Genomic DNA, 19,253 nt, shown 5'->3' on the forward strand with positions numbered 1-19,253 from the left:
TAGAAAAATATATTGATATATTGATTCTACTTATCTATTTCTTTCTTATGGACGGAGGATAACATGACGGCATTATTAGAATTGAAGAATTTAAAGACTCATTTTAAAAGAGATAAAGTAAGCATTCCTGCTGTAGATGGTGTTGACTTAACCATCAATAAAGGGGAGACAGTCGCTCTAGTAGGAGAATCTGGTTCTGGAAAAAGCATTACCTCTCTTTCTATTATGAAGCTTATTCCAAGCCCACCGGGCAAAATTGTTGATGGCTCAATCATTTTTAATGGAAAAGATCTCGTAAATCTCAATGAAGATGATATGTGTAAAATTCGCGGAAATGATATTTCGATGATCTTCCAGGAGCCGATGACATCCTTAAACCCTGTATTAACAATTGGTGAACAGATTATTGAAGTGCTCATGTATCATCAGAAAATGACGAGGGCTCAAGCGGTGAATAAGGCTGTTGAAATGCTTGAGATGGTTGGTTTCTCAAGAGCGAAAGCGCTGATTAATGAGTATCCGCATAGGTTGTCAGGCGGAATGAGGCAAAGGGTGATGATCGCCATTGCGATGAGTTGCAATCCGAAGCTATTAATTGCAGATGAACCAACGACAGCACTTGATGTGACGATTCAGGCGCAAATATTAGATTTAATGAAGGATTTAAGCAAGCAATATGATACTTCAATATTGATTATTACACATGATTTAGGAGTAGTGTCTGAAGTAGCAGACAAAGTGGTAGTCATGTACTGCGGACAAGTCGTTGAAGAAGCATTGGTCGATGATTTATTCGATGAACCGCTGCATCCTTATACTATTGGGTTAATGGGGTCCATTCCATCGCTTGAAGACGAAACTGACAGGCTTCAATCAATAGAAGGCACCGTACCGCCTCCGGAACATTTCCCGACAGGATGCCGCTTCGCCCCACGCTGTCCTCATGCTTTTGACCGATGCAGAGAGGAAGCACCAAGCTTGATTCAAATGGCAGGCGGCAGAAAAGCACGCTGTTTCTTACATAGTGACAAGGAGGCAACTTTATGAATGCAACAACACTCGAGAAGAAAGGGTCAAATCACCTATATAGCAGCTCCGACTACTTGCTTGAGGTGACAGAACTAAAAAAACACTTTCCGATAAAGGCTGGAATTCTTCAGCGGACAGTAGGATCTGTAAAAGCTGTCGATGGGGTTAGCTTTAGAGTCAAAAAAGGGGAAACGATTGGAATAGTCGGCGAATCTGGCTGCGGTAAATCAACAGCAGGCCGAACGTTAATCAGACTGTATGAACCGACAGGCGGAGATATTCTGTTTAAGGGGAAAAATATTTCAAAAATGAGAGAGTCAGAGCTCAGAAGAACGGTAAGAAAAGATATACAAATGATATTTCAGGATCCTTTTGCATCATTAAATCCGCGAAAGACATTAAAGCATATTCTGGCCGAACCATTGATTACACATAATTTGTATAAAGGCAGGGAACGAGAAGATAAAATTCAACAGCTGCTCGAAAAAGTAGGCTTTAACCCTATGTTTATCAATCGTTATCCACATGAGTTTTCTGGCGGTCAAAGACAAAGAATCGGCATTGCAAGAGCATTAGCTGTAAATCCAGACCTAATCATTGCAGATGAACCAGTATCGGCACTAGATGTTTCTATTCAAGCTCAAATTATTAACTTGATGGAAGACCTGCAAGATGAGCTTGGTTTAACTTATGTATTTATTTCGCATGATTTAAGTGTTGTTCGTCATATAAGTGATAAAGTAGGGGTCATGTATTTAGGCAGGATGATGGAGTTTGCTAATAAAAAGGACTTGTATGATGAGCCTCTTCATCCATATACACAAGCATTGTTATCAGCGGTTCCTGTGCCAAGGAGAAAAGGTGTAGAAAGAAGAGAGCGCATTATTCTTAAAGGAGATTTACCAAGCCCGTCTAATCCTCCGCAAGGCTGTGTATTCCATACCCGCTGCCCTGCAGCTACAGCGATGTGCTCAGAGAGGGTGCCTGAATATAAAGAAGTGAAAAAAGATCACTTTGTTGCATGTCATCTATATTAAGATGATGGATATGTCCCTTATTTTTGGAAAATTATAAATACAAACAAAATTTTTATCATTTGAAGGGGGGCGATGCACAAATAACTTATTCCACTTTATATGTTAAATGAAATGAATTCAATAAACACGAGGGGGAAAATTAAATGAAAAAGCAAGCTTGGCTGCTTAGCTTAATGCTAATTTTAGCGATGTTTTTAGCTGCATGTTCCGGCGGTGGTGGCACGTCCACTGAACCGGAAAAAGAAGGCGAAGATGGAAAAGATACTGAAGAAGCTGCTGGTGAACCGGTGCAAGGCGGTGACTTTATTATTGGTTCAACTGGTGCTCCAACTATGTTTAATCCATTATATTCAAGTGATGCGTCAAGTTCTGATATTGAAGGAATGATTTTTGACACATTAGTAGGGTCTGATTTAGAGTTCAACCCAGTACCAGAGAATGGAATAGCGGAATCAGTTGAAATGGCTGAGGATGGACTGACTTATACTGTAAAAATTGTTGAAAATGTAAAATTCCATGACGGTGAACCATTAGATGCTGATGATGTTGTATTCACTTATAATATTCCATTAAGTGATGATTATGATGGACCTCGTAAGTCGAATTTTGAAGCATTAGAATCAGTTGAAAAAATTGACGATTATACAATTAAATTCAATATGAGCAAAGTCGATGCACAATTTGAAAGTGTCACTTTTGGTAGCTATGGTATTTTACCAGAGCATATTTTAAAAGATGTCCCTATTGCAGATTTAGGAGAACATGAGTTTAATAGTAAAAATCCAATTGGGTCAGGACCATTTAAATTTGAAGAATGGAAAGATGGAGAGTATATAAAAGTAGTTGCAAATGAAGATTATTGGGAAGGTCGTCCTTATTTTGATTCAGTAACATATAAGCTTATTCCGGATGCAAATGCAATTATTGCACAATTGCAAGCTGGAGATATTGATTATTATGCAGGAATTGCCCAACAAGATGTCGCTACGGTTGAAGGATTTGCTGATTCCGTAGGTTTAAGATTAGAATCAGGGCTTGCACTATCCTACACATTCTTAGGATTTAACCAACGGATGGATATGTTTAAAGATGTTAAAGTTCGACAAGCGATTACACATGCTATTGATCGTGAATCAATTGTTGAAAATATTATGGCAGGTCTTGGGGAAGTTGCCCATGTTCCGGAATCTCCACTTAGCTGGGCATACAATCCTGAAGTACCAAAATTTGAGTATGATGTAGAAAAAGCGAAAGAAATGCTCGCAGAAGCAGGGTGGACACCAGGTTCTGACGGTATCCTTGAAAAAGATGGCGAAAAATTCTCATTTGAATTAAAAACGAACCAAGGGAACAAAGTTCGTGAAGATATTGTTGTTATTCTTCAACAGCAATTGAAAGAAGTAGGCATTGAGGTCAAGCCTCAAATTGTTGAGTTCAGCTCACTGATTGCAGATATTGACCCAGGGGTATGGGATTTTGAAGGTATTGTCTTAGGATGGAGTTTGGCAATTGATCCAGATCCAAGCGGGATTTTCCATACAAAAGAAATTGAACAAGGTCTAAACTTTACTGGATATTCAAATCCAGAGTTAGATAAGTTAATGGACGAATCTTTACAAGAGCTTGATAAAGACAAGAGAAAAGAAATGATTGGTAAAGTTCAAGTCGGATTAGCAGAAGATCAAGCGTATAATTTCCTATATTATCCGGAAGAGTATCGTGCGTTACCAGCTAATCTAGAAGGTTTCGAATTCCATGCTAAAAATCAACTATACAATATCGAAAAATGGTGGCTTAAGCCAGAGTAATATAAAAATGAATGAGAAAGGGAACTCACCCTTCCCTTTCTTTTTTAAATTATTAATATTTTCACCTAAGTATAATTTTATGGATACTGAAAATTCTACAGGTTTTGTTCAGAGCCTGTATTTAGAATAAAATGAACTGACCGAAAGGGAGATAAGGCAATGATCTCATACATTATACGGCGAACGTTAATGGCTATCCCTCTATTATTTGGCATTACCATTTTATCTTTTGCAATCATTCAAGCTGCTCCTGGTGGACCTACAACAATGATGATGGACCCTTCGATGAAGCCCTCGGACCGTGAAAAGTTTGAAGAGAAATACGGATTAAATGATCCGGTACATGTGCAATATGTAAAATGGTTAGGAAATATGATAAAAGGTGATTTTGGTGATTCACTCATCAAACGCGGAACGCCAGTTAGTGAGTTAATCATGAATAGGCTTCCAAATACTATATTATTAATGGGAGCTTCATTTATTTTAGCAGCCATTATTGCAATACCATTCGGGATTTACTCTGCCATGCGGCCTTACTCGAAGCTAGACAATACAATTACTGTTACTTCCTTTTTAGGAGTAGCAACGCCTAATTTCTGGTTCGGGTTAATTTTAATTATGTTTTTATCTGTTAAGATGGGATGGTTCCCAACGGGTGGTGTAGCCACTTTAAATGCAGATTTCAATTTATGGGACAGGATTCATCATTTAATTCTACCTGCATTTGTATTAGCAACAGCGGACATGGCAGCATTAACCCGTTATACAAGATCATCAATGCTGGAAGTTTTACATCAGGATTATATCCGTACAGCAAAATCAAAGGGCTTTAAAGAAAAACGAGTCGTATTGAAACATGGTTTGCGTAACGGTCTTATCCCTATCATCACTATTTTTGGATTAATGCTTCCATCCTTTATTGGCGGTGCAGCAATCACAGAGAAAGTTTTTGCCTGGCCGGGAATTGGTCAACTATTTATTGATTCAGCATTCCAGCGTGATTATCCGGTTATTATGGCATTAACCGTCGTATCTGCAGTGTTAGTTGTCATTGGAAATCTTGTAGCAGACATTTTGTACGCGATCTTTGATCCGCGTATTGAGTATTAAGGAGGGATTACAGTGTCACAAACAAATCCAGAAATCTCTCAAAGTGAATTGGAACTTAACCCCAATTTAACAGAAAAGCCGGAAACACTTACAAAAATATTTTTAAGAAAGTTTATGAAAAACAAACTAGCTGTAATAGGTGCTGTATTTTTATTTATTATCATTTTAGCTTCAATATTAGCACCTGTAATAACCCCATATTCTTTTGAGCAAGTAAACCTTATGGCAAAACTCCATCCGCCAAGTGCTGATTACTGGCTCGGTACCGATCGTTATGGACGAGATATATTTACAAGGCTAATGTACGGTGGACAGATTTCTTTAATGGTGGCTTTTGGCTCAGTAATTGGTGCATTAATCATTGGAGTTTCCATCGGGGCACTTGCTGGCTATTATGGAGGAATTATTGATGCCATTCTTATGCGTATAGTAGATATTGTAATCTCTATACCAAGTATTTTTCTTCTAATTACAATTGTTACAATTTTTAAACCGAGTGTAGGAAACTTAATCATAGTCTTTGCACTTACAAGCTGGACAAGTACAGCCCGTTTGGTTAGAGGGGAGTTTCTTTCTTTAAGATCAAGGGAATTTGTACTTGCCTCTAAAACAATAGGAACCAAGTCATATAAAATTATTTTTAGCCATATATTGCCAAATGCGATGGCGCCAATTATTGTAGCAGCAACACTATTAGTTGGTTCAGTCATTTTAGCAGAAGCTGGCTTAAGTTATTTAGGTCTCGGCGTCCAGCCGCCACTAGCGAGCTGGGGTAATATGTTGCAGGGTGCACAAAACTATACAGTAATGTTAACTGCACCATGGTATCCGATATTTCCAGGTTTGCTTATTCTACTCACCGTTTTAAGCTTCAACTTTGTTGGCGATGGTTTAAGAGATGCATTAGATCCGAAATCAATAGAGTAAATAAAAAAGCGCTCATAACGAGCGCTTTTTTATTTACATTCAAATACTATTTTTAAAAAATTGGAAATGAATAAAAAGTGAATAATTTAACAGAATAATTCCATTATCGAAATATATTTACATAGGAGTGGAATTTTATAAAAATTTCCTAACTTATCTATTTAGGGAGCTAAATAATTGAAACAAATATAAATGAAAGCAGGCAATCGAGATTCCTGTCATTGTTAAGGAATAAATTTACTTTTAATTGCCTATACTGATTGACAAACAGTTATTGTGAAGCGGGGGTAAAAAAATGTTATATCTTCATGATGTTTGGGTCAATTGGTTTGAGGGAGAAGAGAATGGTTATAATGTTTGTGATTTTCATGAGTGGCGGAAGGATGATGCAGTAGAATTGTTAGATCAGGTGCCATTATTGAAAATTGAACCGGTCCTTTATAATTTTATTGAGAATGATCTTTCTGAATTGCCACAGCAATTGCTTGATGATGTTTTTCAAAAGGCATATTTAAGAAAAAATCATGAGAGAGTGCAAATGGATTATTGTTTTGTGGTGACAGACGGATCCGGGATTTTAGCGATTGATACAATTGGCTATAATATTCCCATTAGAAAAAGCAGATTAATACCAAGGCAGGAACAATTGGCGTATGAAATGATAACGAACCAAGATGGGCTGCAATATTCTTTTAATGATCAATCGTCATTGAAAGGATTTCATATCCTTTCACCATCTCCAGATTTGATGAAAGGGTTAACGCGAAAAGAAAGACAACTAAAGCAATTGATGTTTATGGCTTTAGATCAGCTTCATTCATCGAAAAATCAGGCGGAAATACGCTATTGGTTTACTGAGTGGAGTCCAGAGCAATATGCTGATATTCAACAAATGAACTTTGAAGAGGCATGGGAGAATTTGTTCGAAGAAAGTAAAGAAGGTTGGACAAGCAAGCATGAAAGGTTTTGCGAAAATTTGATTAAGGGACAGCCGTTTTTCGAGAAATTATGGGAAATGGAACATGGTTCAAAGGTCAATTAAATCCTTACATAATTTGCTAAAGACTGTTAAAAAGAAAACAAAAAAGCTGAGAATTGCATCTCAGCTTTTTTGTTATTTTCTTTTCCGTCCTAATCCCATCGCATTTTCCATTTTCTTAGCCATTTTTCCGGCTACTAGGTTTGCTTTTTCAGCACCATGATCGAGAATATCGTCGAGCTCCGTGGATTCCATTAGTTCATTGTACTTGTCTTGAATAGGTTTTAGTTCATTAATAATGACAGTGGCCAAGTCACCTTTAAAGTCGCCATAACCTTTTCCTTCATATTTCTTTTCAATTTGTGGAATTTCCTCCCCTGAAAAGATAGAGTATATTGTCAGTAAGTTTGATACACCGGGTTTGTTTTCTTTATCAAATTTAACAATCCCATCAGAATCAGTGACAGCACTCTTTATTTTCTTTTCAATCTGCTTAGGTTCATCAAGAATAGAGATGAAGGCTTTTTGATTAGGGTCTGACTTGCTCATCTTTTTCGTTGGATCCTGTAAAGACATGATTCTAGCGCCAACTTTTGGAATGCGCACTTCAGGAATTGTAAAGATATCATTATATTTCTTATTAAATCTGTCAGCCAAATCTCGCGTTAATTCTAAATGCTGCTTTTGGTCTTCTCCTACTGGAACTAAATCAGTATTGTATAGTAAGATATCTCCTGCCATTAGCGGCGGGTAAGTGAGAAGACCTGCCGAAACTGCATCTTTACCTTCAGACTTGTCTTTAAATTGCGTCATTCTTTCAAGTTCACCAATGTAGGAAACACATTGCAGCATCCATGCTGCCTGAGCGTGTGCAGGCACTTCTGATTGGACAAATAATGTCGCTTTATTTGGGTCAATTCCGACGGCAACATATAGAGCAGCAAGACTCCGGATATTGTTGCGGAGCATCAGGCGATCCTGTGGTACAGTGATTGCATGTTGATCAACTATACAAAAATAACAATTGTATTCATTTTGTAATTCTACAAATTGCTTTAAAGCTCCGATATAATTACCGATTGTAATCGTGCCGCTAGGCTGAATGCCGGAAAAAATTGTTTTCTTCATTTCTTTTTCCTCCTAAATGCTGTGTAAACAATAAATTTCAAAGAGAATGCAAAAAAGACCATTCGTCCCTATACCTATAGGGACGAATGGTCCGCGTTGCCACCCTAAATTACTCATAAATGAGTCACTCTGTATCTTGATAGAATAAAATATCAAAATTAACTGATAACGCAGCTATGCGTAAAAATAAGGCGAGTCGCTTATTTTTGAAAGCTCTAAAAGTCCATTCCATAAACGAGGATACTTGTTCTCACCAGCCACAAGTTCTCTGAAAACCTCCATTAATGTACTATTCTTTTATCACAGCAATAATTGTATTCTCTTTTTAATAATAATATTATATTTAATTTTGTAAATCAAGTGAATGCTATAACAGGTGATAAAAAACACGCTGTTATATACCAAAATATTTTCGACAAAACCCTTTATGAAAACCCTTACATACCAATGATTCTGCATATTTCATTATTTAATTTTAAAAATATAGATAATTTGCATTATTTAAAACGGACTTGCAATAAAGATTTAAAGAAACTATAATAAAACCACCAAACGACCTCTTTACAATTTGATTACATTCTTTACTTTACAAAGGGTGTAAAAGTTGAAACATGGTAAGTTTATACTATTTCTTTAAGATTGGTCATCCATTATATCACATCGAGAATTATCAGAATATAAGGAGATATCAATCTTTGGGTTTAAGTTAAACTTGCTTTTTTAGTAGTGCTTTTAATAGTTTGAAATTTAAAATATCGTAAATTGACAGATTATTGAAGAAATCTACTCCATGTGCACAATTGTAAATGGGCAAAAGATGCGTTTGGAAAAATATTAGGGGGTTTCACCGTGAAAAAAAGATTGTCTATCTTTTTTAGTATGTTGCTTGTAGTAAGCATGTTCTTAGCAGCCTGCGGTGGCGGCGGCGACAATGCTGACGGCGGCGGCGACGGAGGTAAAGATGTACCTCAAGAATTAAAAGTGAATATCAATACTGAACCACCGTCCTTAAATCCAGGATTGGCTCAAGATTCTACATCAGGTACAGTACTTCGTAACATTATGGAAGGTTTAACACGTATTGGTCAAAAAGATGAGCCAGAAGCAGCGATGGCTGAAAGCTGGGAAATCTCTGATGACTTAAAAACTTATACTTTCAAAATTCGTGATGCACAGTGGTCTAATGGAGATCCTGTAACTGCACAAGACTTCGAATATGCTTGGAAATGGGCGCTTGACCCTAACAACCAATCAACATATTCTTACCAACTATACTACATTGAAGGCGCAGAAGCTGCCAACACTGGTAAAGGAAGCATGGATGATGTTGGTGTAAAAGCGATCGATGATAAAACTCTAGAAGTTAAGCTAGTGAACCCAACTCCTTACTTCCTAGAATTAACTGCTTTCTATACGTATTTACCAGTTAACAGCAAAATTGCTCAAGAAAACAAAGACTGGGCAACTGATGCTGGAGACGACTACACAACAAACGGTCCATTCCATATGACAGAATGGTCTCACAGCGATAAAATCATCCTTGAAAAGAGCGATACTTACTGGGATAAAGATACAGTTAAACTTGACTCTATCGAAATGGTTATGATTAATGATCCTAACACTGAATTATCAATGTTTGACAACGGCGAGCTTGATTGGGCTGGAGCGCCAACAGGTGCACTTCCAACTGATGCAATGCAAGCACTTAAAGACAACGGCACATTAGTTACTCAAGCTATTGCTGGTGTATACAACTATAAATTCAACACAACTGTTGAGCCGTTAAATAACGAAAATATTAGAAAAGCACTATCACATGCACTTAATCGTGAAGAATTAATTGCAAATATTACTCAAGGTGAGCAATTGCCGGCAATGGGTATCGTACCGCCGACAATGTTCCCTGAAAACGAAAAAGGTCACTTCCCAGATAATGATGTGGAAGCTGCGAAGGAATTCTTAGAAAAAGGCTTAGAAGAACTTGGTTATGAAGATGCATCTGAATTACCAGCTATCGCACTTTCTTATAACACTTCTGAAGCACATCAAAAAATTGCACAAGCAGTTCAAGATATGTGGAGCCAAAACCTTGGTATTGAAGTAACACTTGATAATGCTGAGTGGAATGTATACCTAGATAAATTAGATAATATGGATTTCCAAGTAGCTCGTTTAGGTTGGTTAGGTGATTTCAACGATGCGATGAACTTCTTAGAAATGTACAAAGATGCTGATGGTGGAAACAACCAAACTGGGTGGGAAGACCCAGAATTCCAGAAGCTGCTTGAACAATCACAAACAGAAACAGATCCTGATGCTCGTCTGCAATTGTTAAAAGATGCAGAAGCAATCTTTATGGATGCAATGCCAGTTGCTCCAATTTACTTCTACACTAATAACTGGGTACAAGATGAGAGCTTGAAAGAAGTCTTTGTATCTGGTCTTGGTGATGTGCAATACAAATGGGCATATTTTGAATAATTTATGATTTTGGCGAGAGGTATATGGGATTAATTACGCCCATATACCTTCGTTTCTGTAAAAAAGAAACATCCTGCTTGTTACATTTTATGAAGAAATTTCTATTTATGGCAGGCATTTCACAACTTTAGACAATTGCCCTTCTTTATCTAAATTAGTATTAAATTGGAGGTGTTGGACAATGGCGAAATATATCGGAAAGCGTCTGCTGTATATGATTATTTCTTTATGGCTTATCGTAACAGCAACATTTTTCCTCATGCGCGTTGCACCAGGAAACCCGTTTGCTTCTGAAAAAAAACTTCCACCGGAAATTGAAGCGAATTTACAAGCTCACTATGGTTTGGACAAGCCATGGTATCAACAATATACGGATTATTTAGTGAATGTAGTAACATGGGATTTCGGTCCATCATTCAAATATAAAAGTCAAACAGTAAATGATTTAATCTCTGAAGGTTTTCCAGTTTCTTTCTTGCTTGGTATGGAAGCCATTTTCATAGCAGTAGCCTTAGGCGTACTGTTCGGAGTTATAGCAGCTTTAAAGCAAAATAAATGGCAGGACTACACGACGATGGCCATCGCCGTATTAGGTATATCCGTCCCATCCTTTATTATGGCGTCATTTTTACAGTATTTTTTAGCTATTAAATTAGGGGTTTTTCCCGTTGCAAGATGGGAATCGTTCCAACATACAATTTTGCCAGCGATCGCTCTTGCTGCAGGACCGATGGCCTATATAGCCAGATTAACCAGGTCTAGCATGATTGAAGTTCTGGCAAATGATTATATTAAGACTGCAAAAGCAAAAGGCTTAAGCAGCGGTGTAATTACAGTGAAGCATGCAATGAGAAATGCTCTTCTTCCTGTTGTTACTTACTTGGGACCATTAACTGCGAGTATTCTTACAGGTAGTTTCGTTATAGAAAAAATCTTTGGTATTCCAGGGTTAGGATTCCACTTCGTAACAAGTATCACAAACCGCGATTATACCGTCATTATGGGTGTAACAGTGTTCTATAGTATCATATTGCTTGTCGCTATTCTCCTTGTTGACATTGCATATGGAATTATCGACCCACGGATTAAGCTTGCTGGCGGGAAGAAAGGAGAGTAAATAATCATGCAGAGCACGAATGATAAATTTAAAGTAGTCGGCACGCAATTAAGTGATGCTGAGAAAATTTCTAAGCCAAGTCTTTCTTTCTGGAAAGATGTGTTTATTAGATTCCGAAAAAATAAGCTTGCTATGTTTGGATTAGTGCTGCTCGCAATTCTAATCTTTATGGCAATCTTTGGACCATATATGACAGAGTATGATTATAAAACGAATGATTTAACAAACAAAAATCAGCCTCCTTCTGCAGAGCATTGGTTTGGTACTGATGATCTTGGACGTGATATGTTTACACGTACTTGGGAAGGTGCAAGAATTTCAATTTTCATTGGTGTTGCAGCAGCGCTTATCGATTTATTCATCGGTGTTGCCTGGGGCGGTATAGCCGGTTATAAAGGCGGTCGAACTGATGAGACAATGATGCGGGCTGCCGATATTCTTTCTGGTATTCCCTATCTATTATTAGTTATCTTATTAATGGTCGTATTAGGTCAAGGCTTGGGAACTATGATTCTCGCAATGACAATAACCGGATGGATTAACATGTCCCGGATTGTCCGTGGCCAGGTTCTCATGCTTAAGAGTCAGGAATATGTGTTAGCATCGAAAACCCTTGGTGCAAATACGACTAGAATCATGGGTAAACATTTAATTCCAAACTCAATGGGACCAATTTTAGTTACGATGACGCTAACTGTTCCTTCCGCGATCTTTACTGAAGCGTATTTAGGATTTTTAGGACTTGGTTTAACACCTCCACTTGCAAGTTGGGGTACAATGGCGAATGATGGTTTACCAGCACTTCGTTACTATCCATGGCGTCTATTCTTCCCAGCTATATTTATTTGTTTAACGATTTTTGCCTTCAATGTAGTCGGAGACGGATTACGTGACGCTCTAGACCCAAGAAGTCGTAAATAAGGAGTGAGAAGATGGAAAAAGTACTAGAAGTAAAAGATTTAAAAGTCTCATTCCAAACATATGGAGGTACTGTTCAAGCAGTGCGCGGTGTAAGCTTTGACCTTCATAAAGGTGAGACATTAGCAATTGTTGGCGAATCCGGATCAGGAAAAAGTGTTACATCACAAACATTGATGAAATTGATTCCCATGCCTCCAGGCAAAATAACTGGCGGACAAATTTTATTTAATGGCGAAGACCTTGTTCCTAAATCTGATAAAGAAATGGAAAGTATTCGCGGTAAAGAAATAAGCATGATCTTCCAAGATCCGATGACATCCCTTAATCCAACCATGAAGGTTGGAAACCAGATCATGGAAGGTTTAATTAAACATCAAAAGGTATCTAAAGCTGATGCAAAAAAACGTGCAATTGAGCTGTTAAAACTTGTTGGTATTCCGATGCCGGAAAGTCGTGTCAATCAATATCCACATGAATTTTCAGGCGGTATGAGACAGCGTGCGATGATAGCGATTGCCCTAGCTGCAAGTCCAAAGCTACTAATTGCGGATGAGCCAACAACTGCTTTGGATGTAACCATTCAGGCGCAAATCTTGGAGTTAATGAAAGGCTTGCAAGACAAGCTTGATACTTCGATTATATTTATCACTCATGATTTAGGCGTAGTAGCAAATGTAGCTGACCGTGTTGCAGTTATGTATGCAGGTCAAATCGTCGAAATCGGCACAGTTGATGAAATATTTTATGATCCGAAGCATCCTTATACTTGGGGATTGCTTGCTTCAATGCCTAGCTTGGAAAACGACGGAAATGATGAATTGGCTGCTATTCCAGGTACACCTCCGGATTTAACTAATCCACCAGTTGGTGATGCTTTTGCACCTAGGAACAAATATGCACTTGCCATTGATTATGAAGAAGAGCCGCCAATGTTTCAGGTTTCTGAAACTCATTTTGCAAAAACTTGGCTGCTGCATCCTGATGCGCCAAACGTTGAACCGCCTGATGCGGTAAAACAGCGTATTCGTAAAATGTCCTCCAACTTCGATAAACCAGTGCTTGTGAAGGAGGGGAAATAAAATGGCTGAAAAGTTATTAGAAATTAAAAACTTAAAACAGCATTTTAACGTTGGCAGACCTAATATGGTAAAAGCAGTAGATGGCATTTCTTTTGATATCTATAAAGGTGAAACATTAGGTCTTGTAGGTGAATCCGGCTGTGGTAAATCAACAACTGGACGTACAATTATACGGCTCTATGATGCGACAGACGGTCAAGTTATATTTGACGGTGAAAATGTACATGGTAAAAAGTCTGCAAAAGCTTTAAAAGCATTTAACCGTAAAATGCAAATGATTTTCCAAGATCCTTATGCTTCTTTGAACCCGCGTATGACTGTTGCGGATATTATTGCTGAAGGCATCGATATCCACGGCCTTGCTAAAACTAAAAAGGCGCGTATGGAGCGAGTCTATGAGCTTTTAGAAACAGTTGGCTTGAACAAAGAGCACGCTAACCGCTATCCGCATGAATTCTCCGGCGGTCAAAGACAGCGTATCGGAATTGCACGGGCGCTTGCAGTAGATCCAGACTTCATTATTGCGGACGAACCGATTTCAGCACTTGATGTGTCTATCCAGGCTCAAGTTGTTAACTTAATGAAGAAGCTGCAGCGAGAAAAAGGATTAACATATTTGTTTATTGCCCATGACTTGTCGATGGTTAAGTATATTAGTGATAGAATTGGTGTTATGTACTTTGGAAAGCTAGTGGAATTAGCACCGGCTGATGATCTTTACAACAACCCTATTCATCCATATACCCAATCTTTATTATCGGCAATCCCTCTTCCTGATCCGGAATCAGAAAGAACACGTCAGCGCAGAGCTTATGACCCAGCATCTCATCAATATGCTGATAATGAAAGCTTAGAAATGCGTGAAATCACACCAGGACATTTTGTATATTGTTCTGAAAAAGAGTTTAAGGAATATCAACAACAATACACGAAATGAGCAAAAAGCGATCTCAACTTTGAGGTCGTTTTTTGTCGAGAGAAAAACGACAAGTAACAACAATTTGAATTTTTAAAATTTGTTTAGTGCTTTCACTCACTAACGTATGAATATAGTATACATTATTTTGCATGAAATTACTATTGTAAATTTTAAAATTTATTGACTTTTTGTTTAATTCTCTTTTTTTGCATTTAATGATACTTCTTGTAGAATAAGGGTAGATAGAAAACAGGACGGAATAAAGGGGGAAGAACGGTTGAATGCTTCAAAAAATATACTAACTATGATGTTGTTTTTATCGATGTTAGTCATTGGCACAAACACAAGTGCAGAAGAGGTTGAAAAAGAATTTAATCTACATACGCAAAAGTCTTTTTATGGATTTGTTCGGGAATTGCCTGAGCAAATGAATCGGTTTCAGTTTGATTCAGGATTTACATTTAATTATCCCGATGCTGTGAGAGGGATTTATGTAACTGGTCCGTCAGCAGGCGGACAAAAATTTAATGATCTCATAGCTATGATGAGGGAAACAGATTTAAATGCAATGGTGATTGATATGAAGGAAGATTGGGGAAATCTTACTTATATTCCGGAAGATAAGGAAAAGTACAAGGACATTATTGAGCCATATATCAAAAAACCTAAAGATTTACTCGCAAAAATGGAAGAAGAAGAAATTTATCCAATTGCAAGAGTAGTTGTATTTAAGGATACTGAATTAGCTAAAGCAAAGCCTGAATGGACCTTTAAAAAAGGGGATGAAATATGGAAAAATGGACGTGGTGAGGCGTTTGTTAATCCGTTTTTAAAAGAAGTATGGGATTATAATATTGATATTGCAATAGATGCTGCGAAACTTGGATTCCAGGAAATTCAGTTTGATTATGTCCGCTTTCCTGAAGGGTTTGAAAATATGGATAAGTCGCTGAAATATAGCAAAGGTCATTATAAGGATGAAATTGATGGCGATGATGTGCAGATGAGGGTAAAGGCAGTTACAGACTTTGTTGAGTATGCGAAGGCGAAGCTCGAGCCATATGGAGTCAAGGTCTCCGTTGATATATTTGGTTATACAGCTACATTGCCGGAGGCTCCAGGGATAGGGCAGAACTTCTCCAAAATATCTGAACATGTGGATGTCATTTCATCGATGATTTATCCAAGTCACTGGACTTCATATTTTGGCATACCGAAGCCTGATTTAGAGCCGTACAAGCTAGTAAAAGAATATGCGAAGCTTGAAAACAAAAAGATTGGGGAGCTTGAAAACCCTCCTGTTTCAAGACCATGGCTGCAAGATTTTACTGCTTCATATTTAGGCAAGGGAAATTATAAACCTTATGGAAAGAAAGAAGTAGAAGAGCAAATCAAAGCGCTAAATGAGGAAGGAATTGATGAATTTCTCCTATGGAATGCAGGTAATTCCTATACGAAGAATGTCGATTATACGCCGTTAACTGATTAAAAAAAGAAAGCAGTTATTGCCATTCCAAAGGGCATATAACTGCTTTTTATTTGACACTTCTCCTTAATTCGTTATCATAGAATAGTGGATAGAATATTATTTTTTGTTTCCACCTACATGATTCCATCCAGTTTGCACTCTTGCTGATCGGTCTACGAATTCGGATTTTTTCTTGCCGCCAAATAATTTTTCTCCCAGCCCATTTGTAATCACACCTAAAAAGGCTGTAAATCCAATTATGAGCAATGAAACAATAATTAAGTCTGAAAAGTAACCAATCATTGATAAACCTCCATCTTTCTTTTTGCAAAAATGAATGACAGCCTTCCGAAAGAATATTCTCAATTTTATTTTAATCTATCTTTCATTGTATGAAAAGAGGCTATTTCACAAATACTTCCTATAGGAAATGCGGCTGACAAGCGTTAATGATATGCATATGTATATAAATAAAAAATATACGTTGAATAAGTCGTTGAAAGGAAAGCTGGGAGCTTATCATACTGGAAAACTAATAATGAAGGAGCTTGGTCCATGCATTGGTATGAAAAACTGAATCAATATTTTCCAATTGAAGAAATGAAATCAAAAGAACATATGGAAACTTTATTAAAAGAAAGGCCTGATATTTACCATAAGGATGAAGGTCCCATGCATGTCCTGATGTATGTGGAGCTTGATACGTTCGTGTTTATTGATTATTTATTCGTTTCCAAAGAATCTAGAGGCCTAGGACTTGGCCGTAAATTAATTGAGAAATTAAAAGAAAAAGGAAAACCAATCATTTTAGAAGTAGAGCCTGTTGATTACGAAGATACGGATACTGAGAAAAGACTGCGTTTTTATAAAAGAGAAGGATTTGAGCATGCTCAGTCAATCGGATATCGCCGGCGTTCCCTGGCAACGAGAGAAGTAAATGAAATGGAAATTTTATATTGGGCACCGGAAAATGAAAGTGAAGAAATGATATTTGATTCAATGAAAAAGACGTATGAACTAATTCATACTTATAAAGATACACATTTTTATGGAGAATCGTATCAGCCGGTTGATGAAGTATTAACATTCGCGGATAAAGAGGAAGAGCGTGACATGTTAAAAGATATTTAAACATAAAGGTGGCAGGAAGATTGATTCCTGCCATCTTTCTTTATTTTCAATATTTAATATTAATTGAGAATGAAGTAGGTAGGTTTAACAGTTTTTGATTGTGGGTATATAAAGACTAATTGAACGATAAAATTGTATTTTTTGTGAACTGTTCTAATTAATTGCTGAAAAATAATAAAAAAGTGAAACCTTTTTTGTGTTAAAACGTCTTATATTATAGATTCACCTAGGCGAGTTCATTGTTTAATTAGCGTATGAGACTTTTATAATGAATATAAAAACATATACCATAACATAATCTATTGGTGTATAATAAATATTGTAAATGCTTATTTATAGTAATTTTAAATTACTTGAATGACTTCACGGAAGAGCCTAGTGAATACTTTAACAGACAACTGTTGCAGTTGATGATTACGCAAGTAAAAATCTTGCTGTAAAAGCCTAATTAAACAATATATTTTGAATGAGTTTATATATGTCTAAATTTAAGGAGTGTGAAATTGTAAAATGGTCACATTATACACTTCACCAAGTTGTACATCATGCCGGAAAGCAAAATCATGGTTAGAAGAGCATGACATTAGTTATAAAGAAAGAAATATTTTTTCTGAGCCGTTATCAATTGAAGAAATTAAAGAAATCCTTCGCATGACAGAGGATGGTACGGACGAAATTATTTCAACACGTTCTAAAACATTCCAAAAACTTGATGTGAATTTAGAAACGATGCCATTGCAAGATTTGTTTGAATTGATTAAGGATAATCCTGGTTTATTGCGCCGTCCGATTATTCTCGATGAAAAACGCTTGCAGGTAGGTTATAATGAAGATGAAATACGCAGATTCCTGCCAAGGAAAGTTCGTACTTATCATCTCCGTGAAGCACAGCGTTTAGTAAATTAATATGATAAGATCTTCATTATAAAGATTTAAAGGCTGTTGAGTATTTCTCAACAGCCTTTTATATTGGCGAATTTCCAATAACGCTTAACAGATGTATAAGTCTCATTAAGGCGAGCGCTGAAATGATAAGTGGAGACAAACTTATTTTGTCTCTTTTAATTATACAGTCCTGAGAAAGGTTTTATTTCTCCATTTTATAATTGAAACATGTTTCTTGTGAGGGAGTATTTTTTTTGATAAAATACAAGCACTAACAATTTTCATGTTTATTATTGTTAATGGGTCAAGTTAATGTAAAAAAATATATAGGCATTCATTCGTTTTTCAGGAGTTAGGTTATTTACATTCCCCATAACGAATTTTTGTCATAAAATGAAAGCAATAAGAAGATAATAACTTTTATTTATTAGTTTAAATTTTTTTATTAGTAAGGAATATTTCCCTTTATATAGGGAAAATGTGTTACAGATAGGATGTTATGGGGGTATTTAGTCCCTTCACCAATCGCTAGAAGGGAGAGTTGCTAAATGGAAATTGAACGAATAAATGATCACACTGTTAAGTTTTATATTTCTTATGTAGATATAGAGGAAAAAGGCTTTGACCGCGAGGAGATCTGGTATAATCGTGAGCGGAGTGAAGAATTATTTTGGGAAATGATGGATGAAGTTCATCAGGAAGAAGACTTCTTGATGGAAGGCCCATTATGGATTCAGGTGCAGGCTCTTGATAAGGGATTGGAAATTTTAGTTACTAAAGCACAATTATCCAAAGACGGACAAAAGTTTGAGTTGCCAGTTTCCGATGAAAAGCTAAAGGATTTAGCGGTCGATGAAAGGGTTGAGGCTATGCTTGATCAACATTTCAACATTCCGACAGAAGAAGAGGATGACGAAAAACTGGAGTTTGTTCTTGCTTTTAATGATTTCGAAGATTTGATTTCTTTAGCAAAGCGAACAGAATTAGATGAAGTTACAACCTCATTATATTCTTATAATGGAAAATATTATTTAATTGTCGAATTCCCAGAGGATGTATTTGAAGAAGACGAAATTGATAACCTTCTAAGTATTTTCCTTGAGTTTGGCTATGAAACAGATACGACCATTCATATTATGCAAGAATATGGAAAAGTGATTTTGCATGAAAATGTATTTGTGGAATTAAGAAAATACTTTAAATAAAGAAGCCGATTTCTTTTTGAAATCGGTTT

Annotated in this window: 17 protein-coding genes and 1 other annotated feature; of the genes, 15 read left to right on the forward strand and 2 right to left on the reverse strand. The window is 36.8% G+C overall.

Going from position 1 to position 19,253, the window contains the following annotated elements; all coding sequences use genetic code 11:
* The first annotated feature begins 63 nt into the window (after nt 1-63).
* From CWS20_RS14895 to CWS20_RS14920, 6 genes are all read left to right on the forward strand, one after another.
* On the forward strand, nt 64-1,047 hold the full coding sequence (locus CWS20_RS14895) for an ABC transporter ATP-binding protein (RefSeq protein WP_066196245.1): 984 nt from the start codon (nt 64-66) through the stop codon (nt 1,045-1,047).
* A complete protein-coding gene (locus CWS20_RS14900; RefSeq protein ID WP_066196248.1) occupies nt 1,044-2,066 on the forward strand; it encodes an ABC transporter ATP-binding protein in 1,023 nt (340 codons plus the stop codon). The genes CWS20_RS14895 and CWS20_RS14900 overlap by 4 nt, the downstream gene beginning before the upstream one ends.
* A gap of 143 nt (nt 2,067-2,209) precedes the next feature.
* Entirely contained in the window at nt 2,210-3,874 is a 1,665-nt protein-coding gene (locus CWS20_RS14905; RefSeq protein WP_066196254.1) for a peptide-binding protein, read from the forward strand.
* A 159-nt stretch (nt 3,875-4,033) separates the two neighbouring features.
* On the forward strand, nt 4,034-4,984 hold the full coding sequence (locus tag CWS20_RS14910; RefSeq protein ID WP_066196257.1) for an ABC transporter permease: 951 nt from the start codon (nt 4,034-4,036) through the stop codon (nt 4,982-4,984).
* A 12-nt stretch (nt 4,985-4,996) separates the two neighbouring features.
* Nucleotides 4,997-5,911 carry an oligopeptide ABC transporter permease gene (gene opp4C, locus CWS20_RS14915; protein ID WP_101226340.1) on the forward strand — a complete coding sequence of 305 codons (915 nt, stop codon included), beginning with the start codon at nt 4,997-4,999 and terminating at the stop codon, nt 5,909-5,911.
* 295 nt (nt 5,912-6,206) lie between these two features.
* Nucleotides 6,207-6,953: a YjbA family protein gene (locus tag CWS20_RS14920; RefSeq protein ID WP_066196262.1), complete on the forward strand. Its 747-nt coding sequence runs from the start codon at nt 6,207-6,209 to the stop codon at nt 6,951-6,953.
* Nucleotides 6,954-7,025: 72 nt separating this feature from the next.
* Here the strand turns inward: CWS20_RS14920 and trpS are convergent, their stop codons facing one another.
* Nucleotides 7,026-8,018: a tryptophan--tRNA ligase gene (gene trpS, locus CWS20_RS14925; RefSeq protein WP_066196265.1), complete on the reverse strand. Its 993-nt coding sequence runs from the start codon at nt 8,016-8,018 to the stop codon at nt 7,026-7,028.
* Nucleotides 8,019-8,093: 75 nt separating this feature from the next.
* Nucleotides 8,094-8,331: a binding site (T-box leader), on the reverse strand.
* Nucleotides 8,332-8,867: 536 nt separating this feature from the next.
* Here trpS and CWS20_RS14930 point away from each other — a divergent pair.
* The 6 genes from CWS20_RS14930 (at nt 8,868) to CWS20_RS14955 (ending at nt 16,024) form a co-directional block, all read left to right on the forward strand.
* A complete protein-coding gene (locus tag CWS20_RS14930; protein ID WP_066196267.1) occupies nt 8,868-10,499 on the forward strand; it encodes a peptide ABC transporter substrate-binding protein in 1,632 nt (543 codons plus the stop codon).
* Between the two features lie 181 nt (nt 10,500-10,680).
* On the forward strand, nt 10,681-11,616 hold the full coding sequence (locus CWS20_RS14935; RefSeq protein ID WP_066196270.1) for an ABC transporter permease: 936 nt from the start codon (nt 10,681-10,683) through the stop codon (nt 11,614-11,616).
* 6 nt (nt 11,617-11,622) lie between these two features.
* Entirely contained in the window at nt 11,623-12,537 is a 915-nt protein-coding gene (locus CWS20_RS14940; protein ID WP_066196272.1) for an ABC transporter permease, read from the forward strand.
* Between the two features lie 11 nt (nt 12,538-12,548).
* Nucleotides 12,549-13,616: an ABC transporter ATP-binding protein gene (locus CWS20_RS14945; protein WP_066196275.1), complete on the forward strand. Its 1,068-nt coding sequence runs from the start codon at nt 12,549-12,551 to the stop codon at nt 13,614-13,616.
* A gap of 1 nt (nt 13,617) precedes the next feature.
* Nucleotides 13,618-14,553, forward strand: a complete 936-nt coding sequence (locus tag CWS20_RS14950; protein ID WP_066196278.1) for an ABC transporter ATP-binding protein — start codon at nt 13,618-13,620, stop codon at nt 14,551-14,553.
* 286 nt (nt 14,554-14,839) lie between these two features.
* Complete coding sequence (locus CWS20_RS14955) at nt 14,840-16,024, forward strand: putative glycoside hydrolase (RefSeq protein WP_066201484.1); 1,185 nt, start codon at nt 14,840-14,842, stop codon at nt 16,022-16,024.
* Between the two features lie 96 nt (nt 16,025-16,120).
* On the opposite strand, the gene CWS20_RS14960 is transcribed toward CWS20_RS14955, so the two are convergent.
* Nucleotides 16,121-16,306, reverse strand: a complete 186-nt coding sequence (locus CWS20_RS14960; protein WP_066196281.1) for a hypothetical protein — start codon at nt 16,304-16,306, stop codon at nt 16,121-16,123.
* Nucleotides 16,307-16,558: 252 nt separating this feature from the next.
* Here CWS20_RS14960 and CWS20_RS14965 point away from each other — a divergent pair, with 252 nt between their 5' ends.
* The 3 genes from CWS20_RS14965 (at nt 16,559) to mecA (ending at nt 19,224) form a co-directional block, all read left to right on the forward strand.
* Nucleotides 16,559-17,134 (forward strand): GNAT family N-acetyltransferase, encoded by a 576-nt coding sequence (locus CWS20_RS14965; RefSeq protein WP_066196284.1) that lies wholly within the window; start codon nt 16,559-16,561, stop codon nt 17,132-17,134.
* Between the two features lie 510 nt (nt 17,135-17,644).
* Nucleotides 17,645-18,040: a transcriptional regulator SpxA gene (gene spxA / locus CWS20_RS14970; protein ID WP_066196286.1), complete on the forward strand. Its 396-nt coding sequence runs from the start codon at nt 17,645-17,647 to the stop codon at nt 18,038-18,040.
* Nucleotides 18,041-18,567: 527 nt separating this feature from the next.
* Nucleotides 18,568-19,224, forward strand: a complete 657-nt coding sequence (gene mecA, locus CWS20_RS14975; protein ID WP_066196287.1) for an adaptor protein MecA — start codon at nt 18,568-18,570, stop codon at nt 19,222-19,224.
* Nucleotides 19,225-19,253 lie beyond the last annotated feature (29 nt).

It is taken from the genome of Cytobacillus horneckiae (genome assembly GCF_002835735.1).
Taxonomy (GTDB): domain Bacteria; phylum Bacillota; class Bacilli; order Bacillales; family Cytobacillaceae; genus Cytobacillus; species Cytobacillus horneckiae.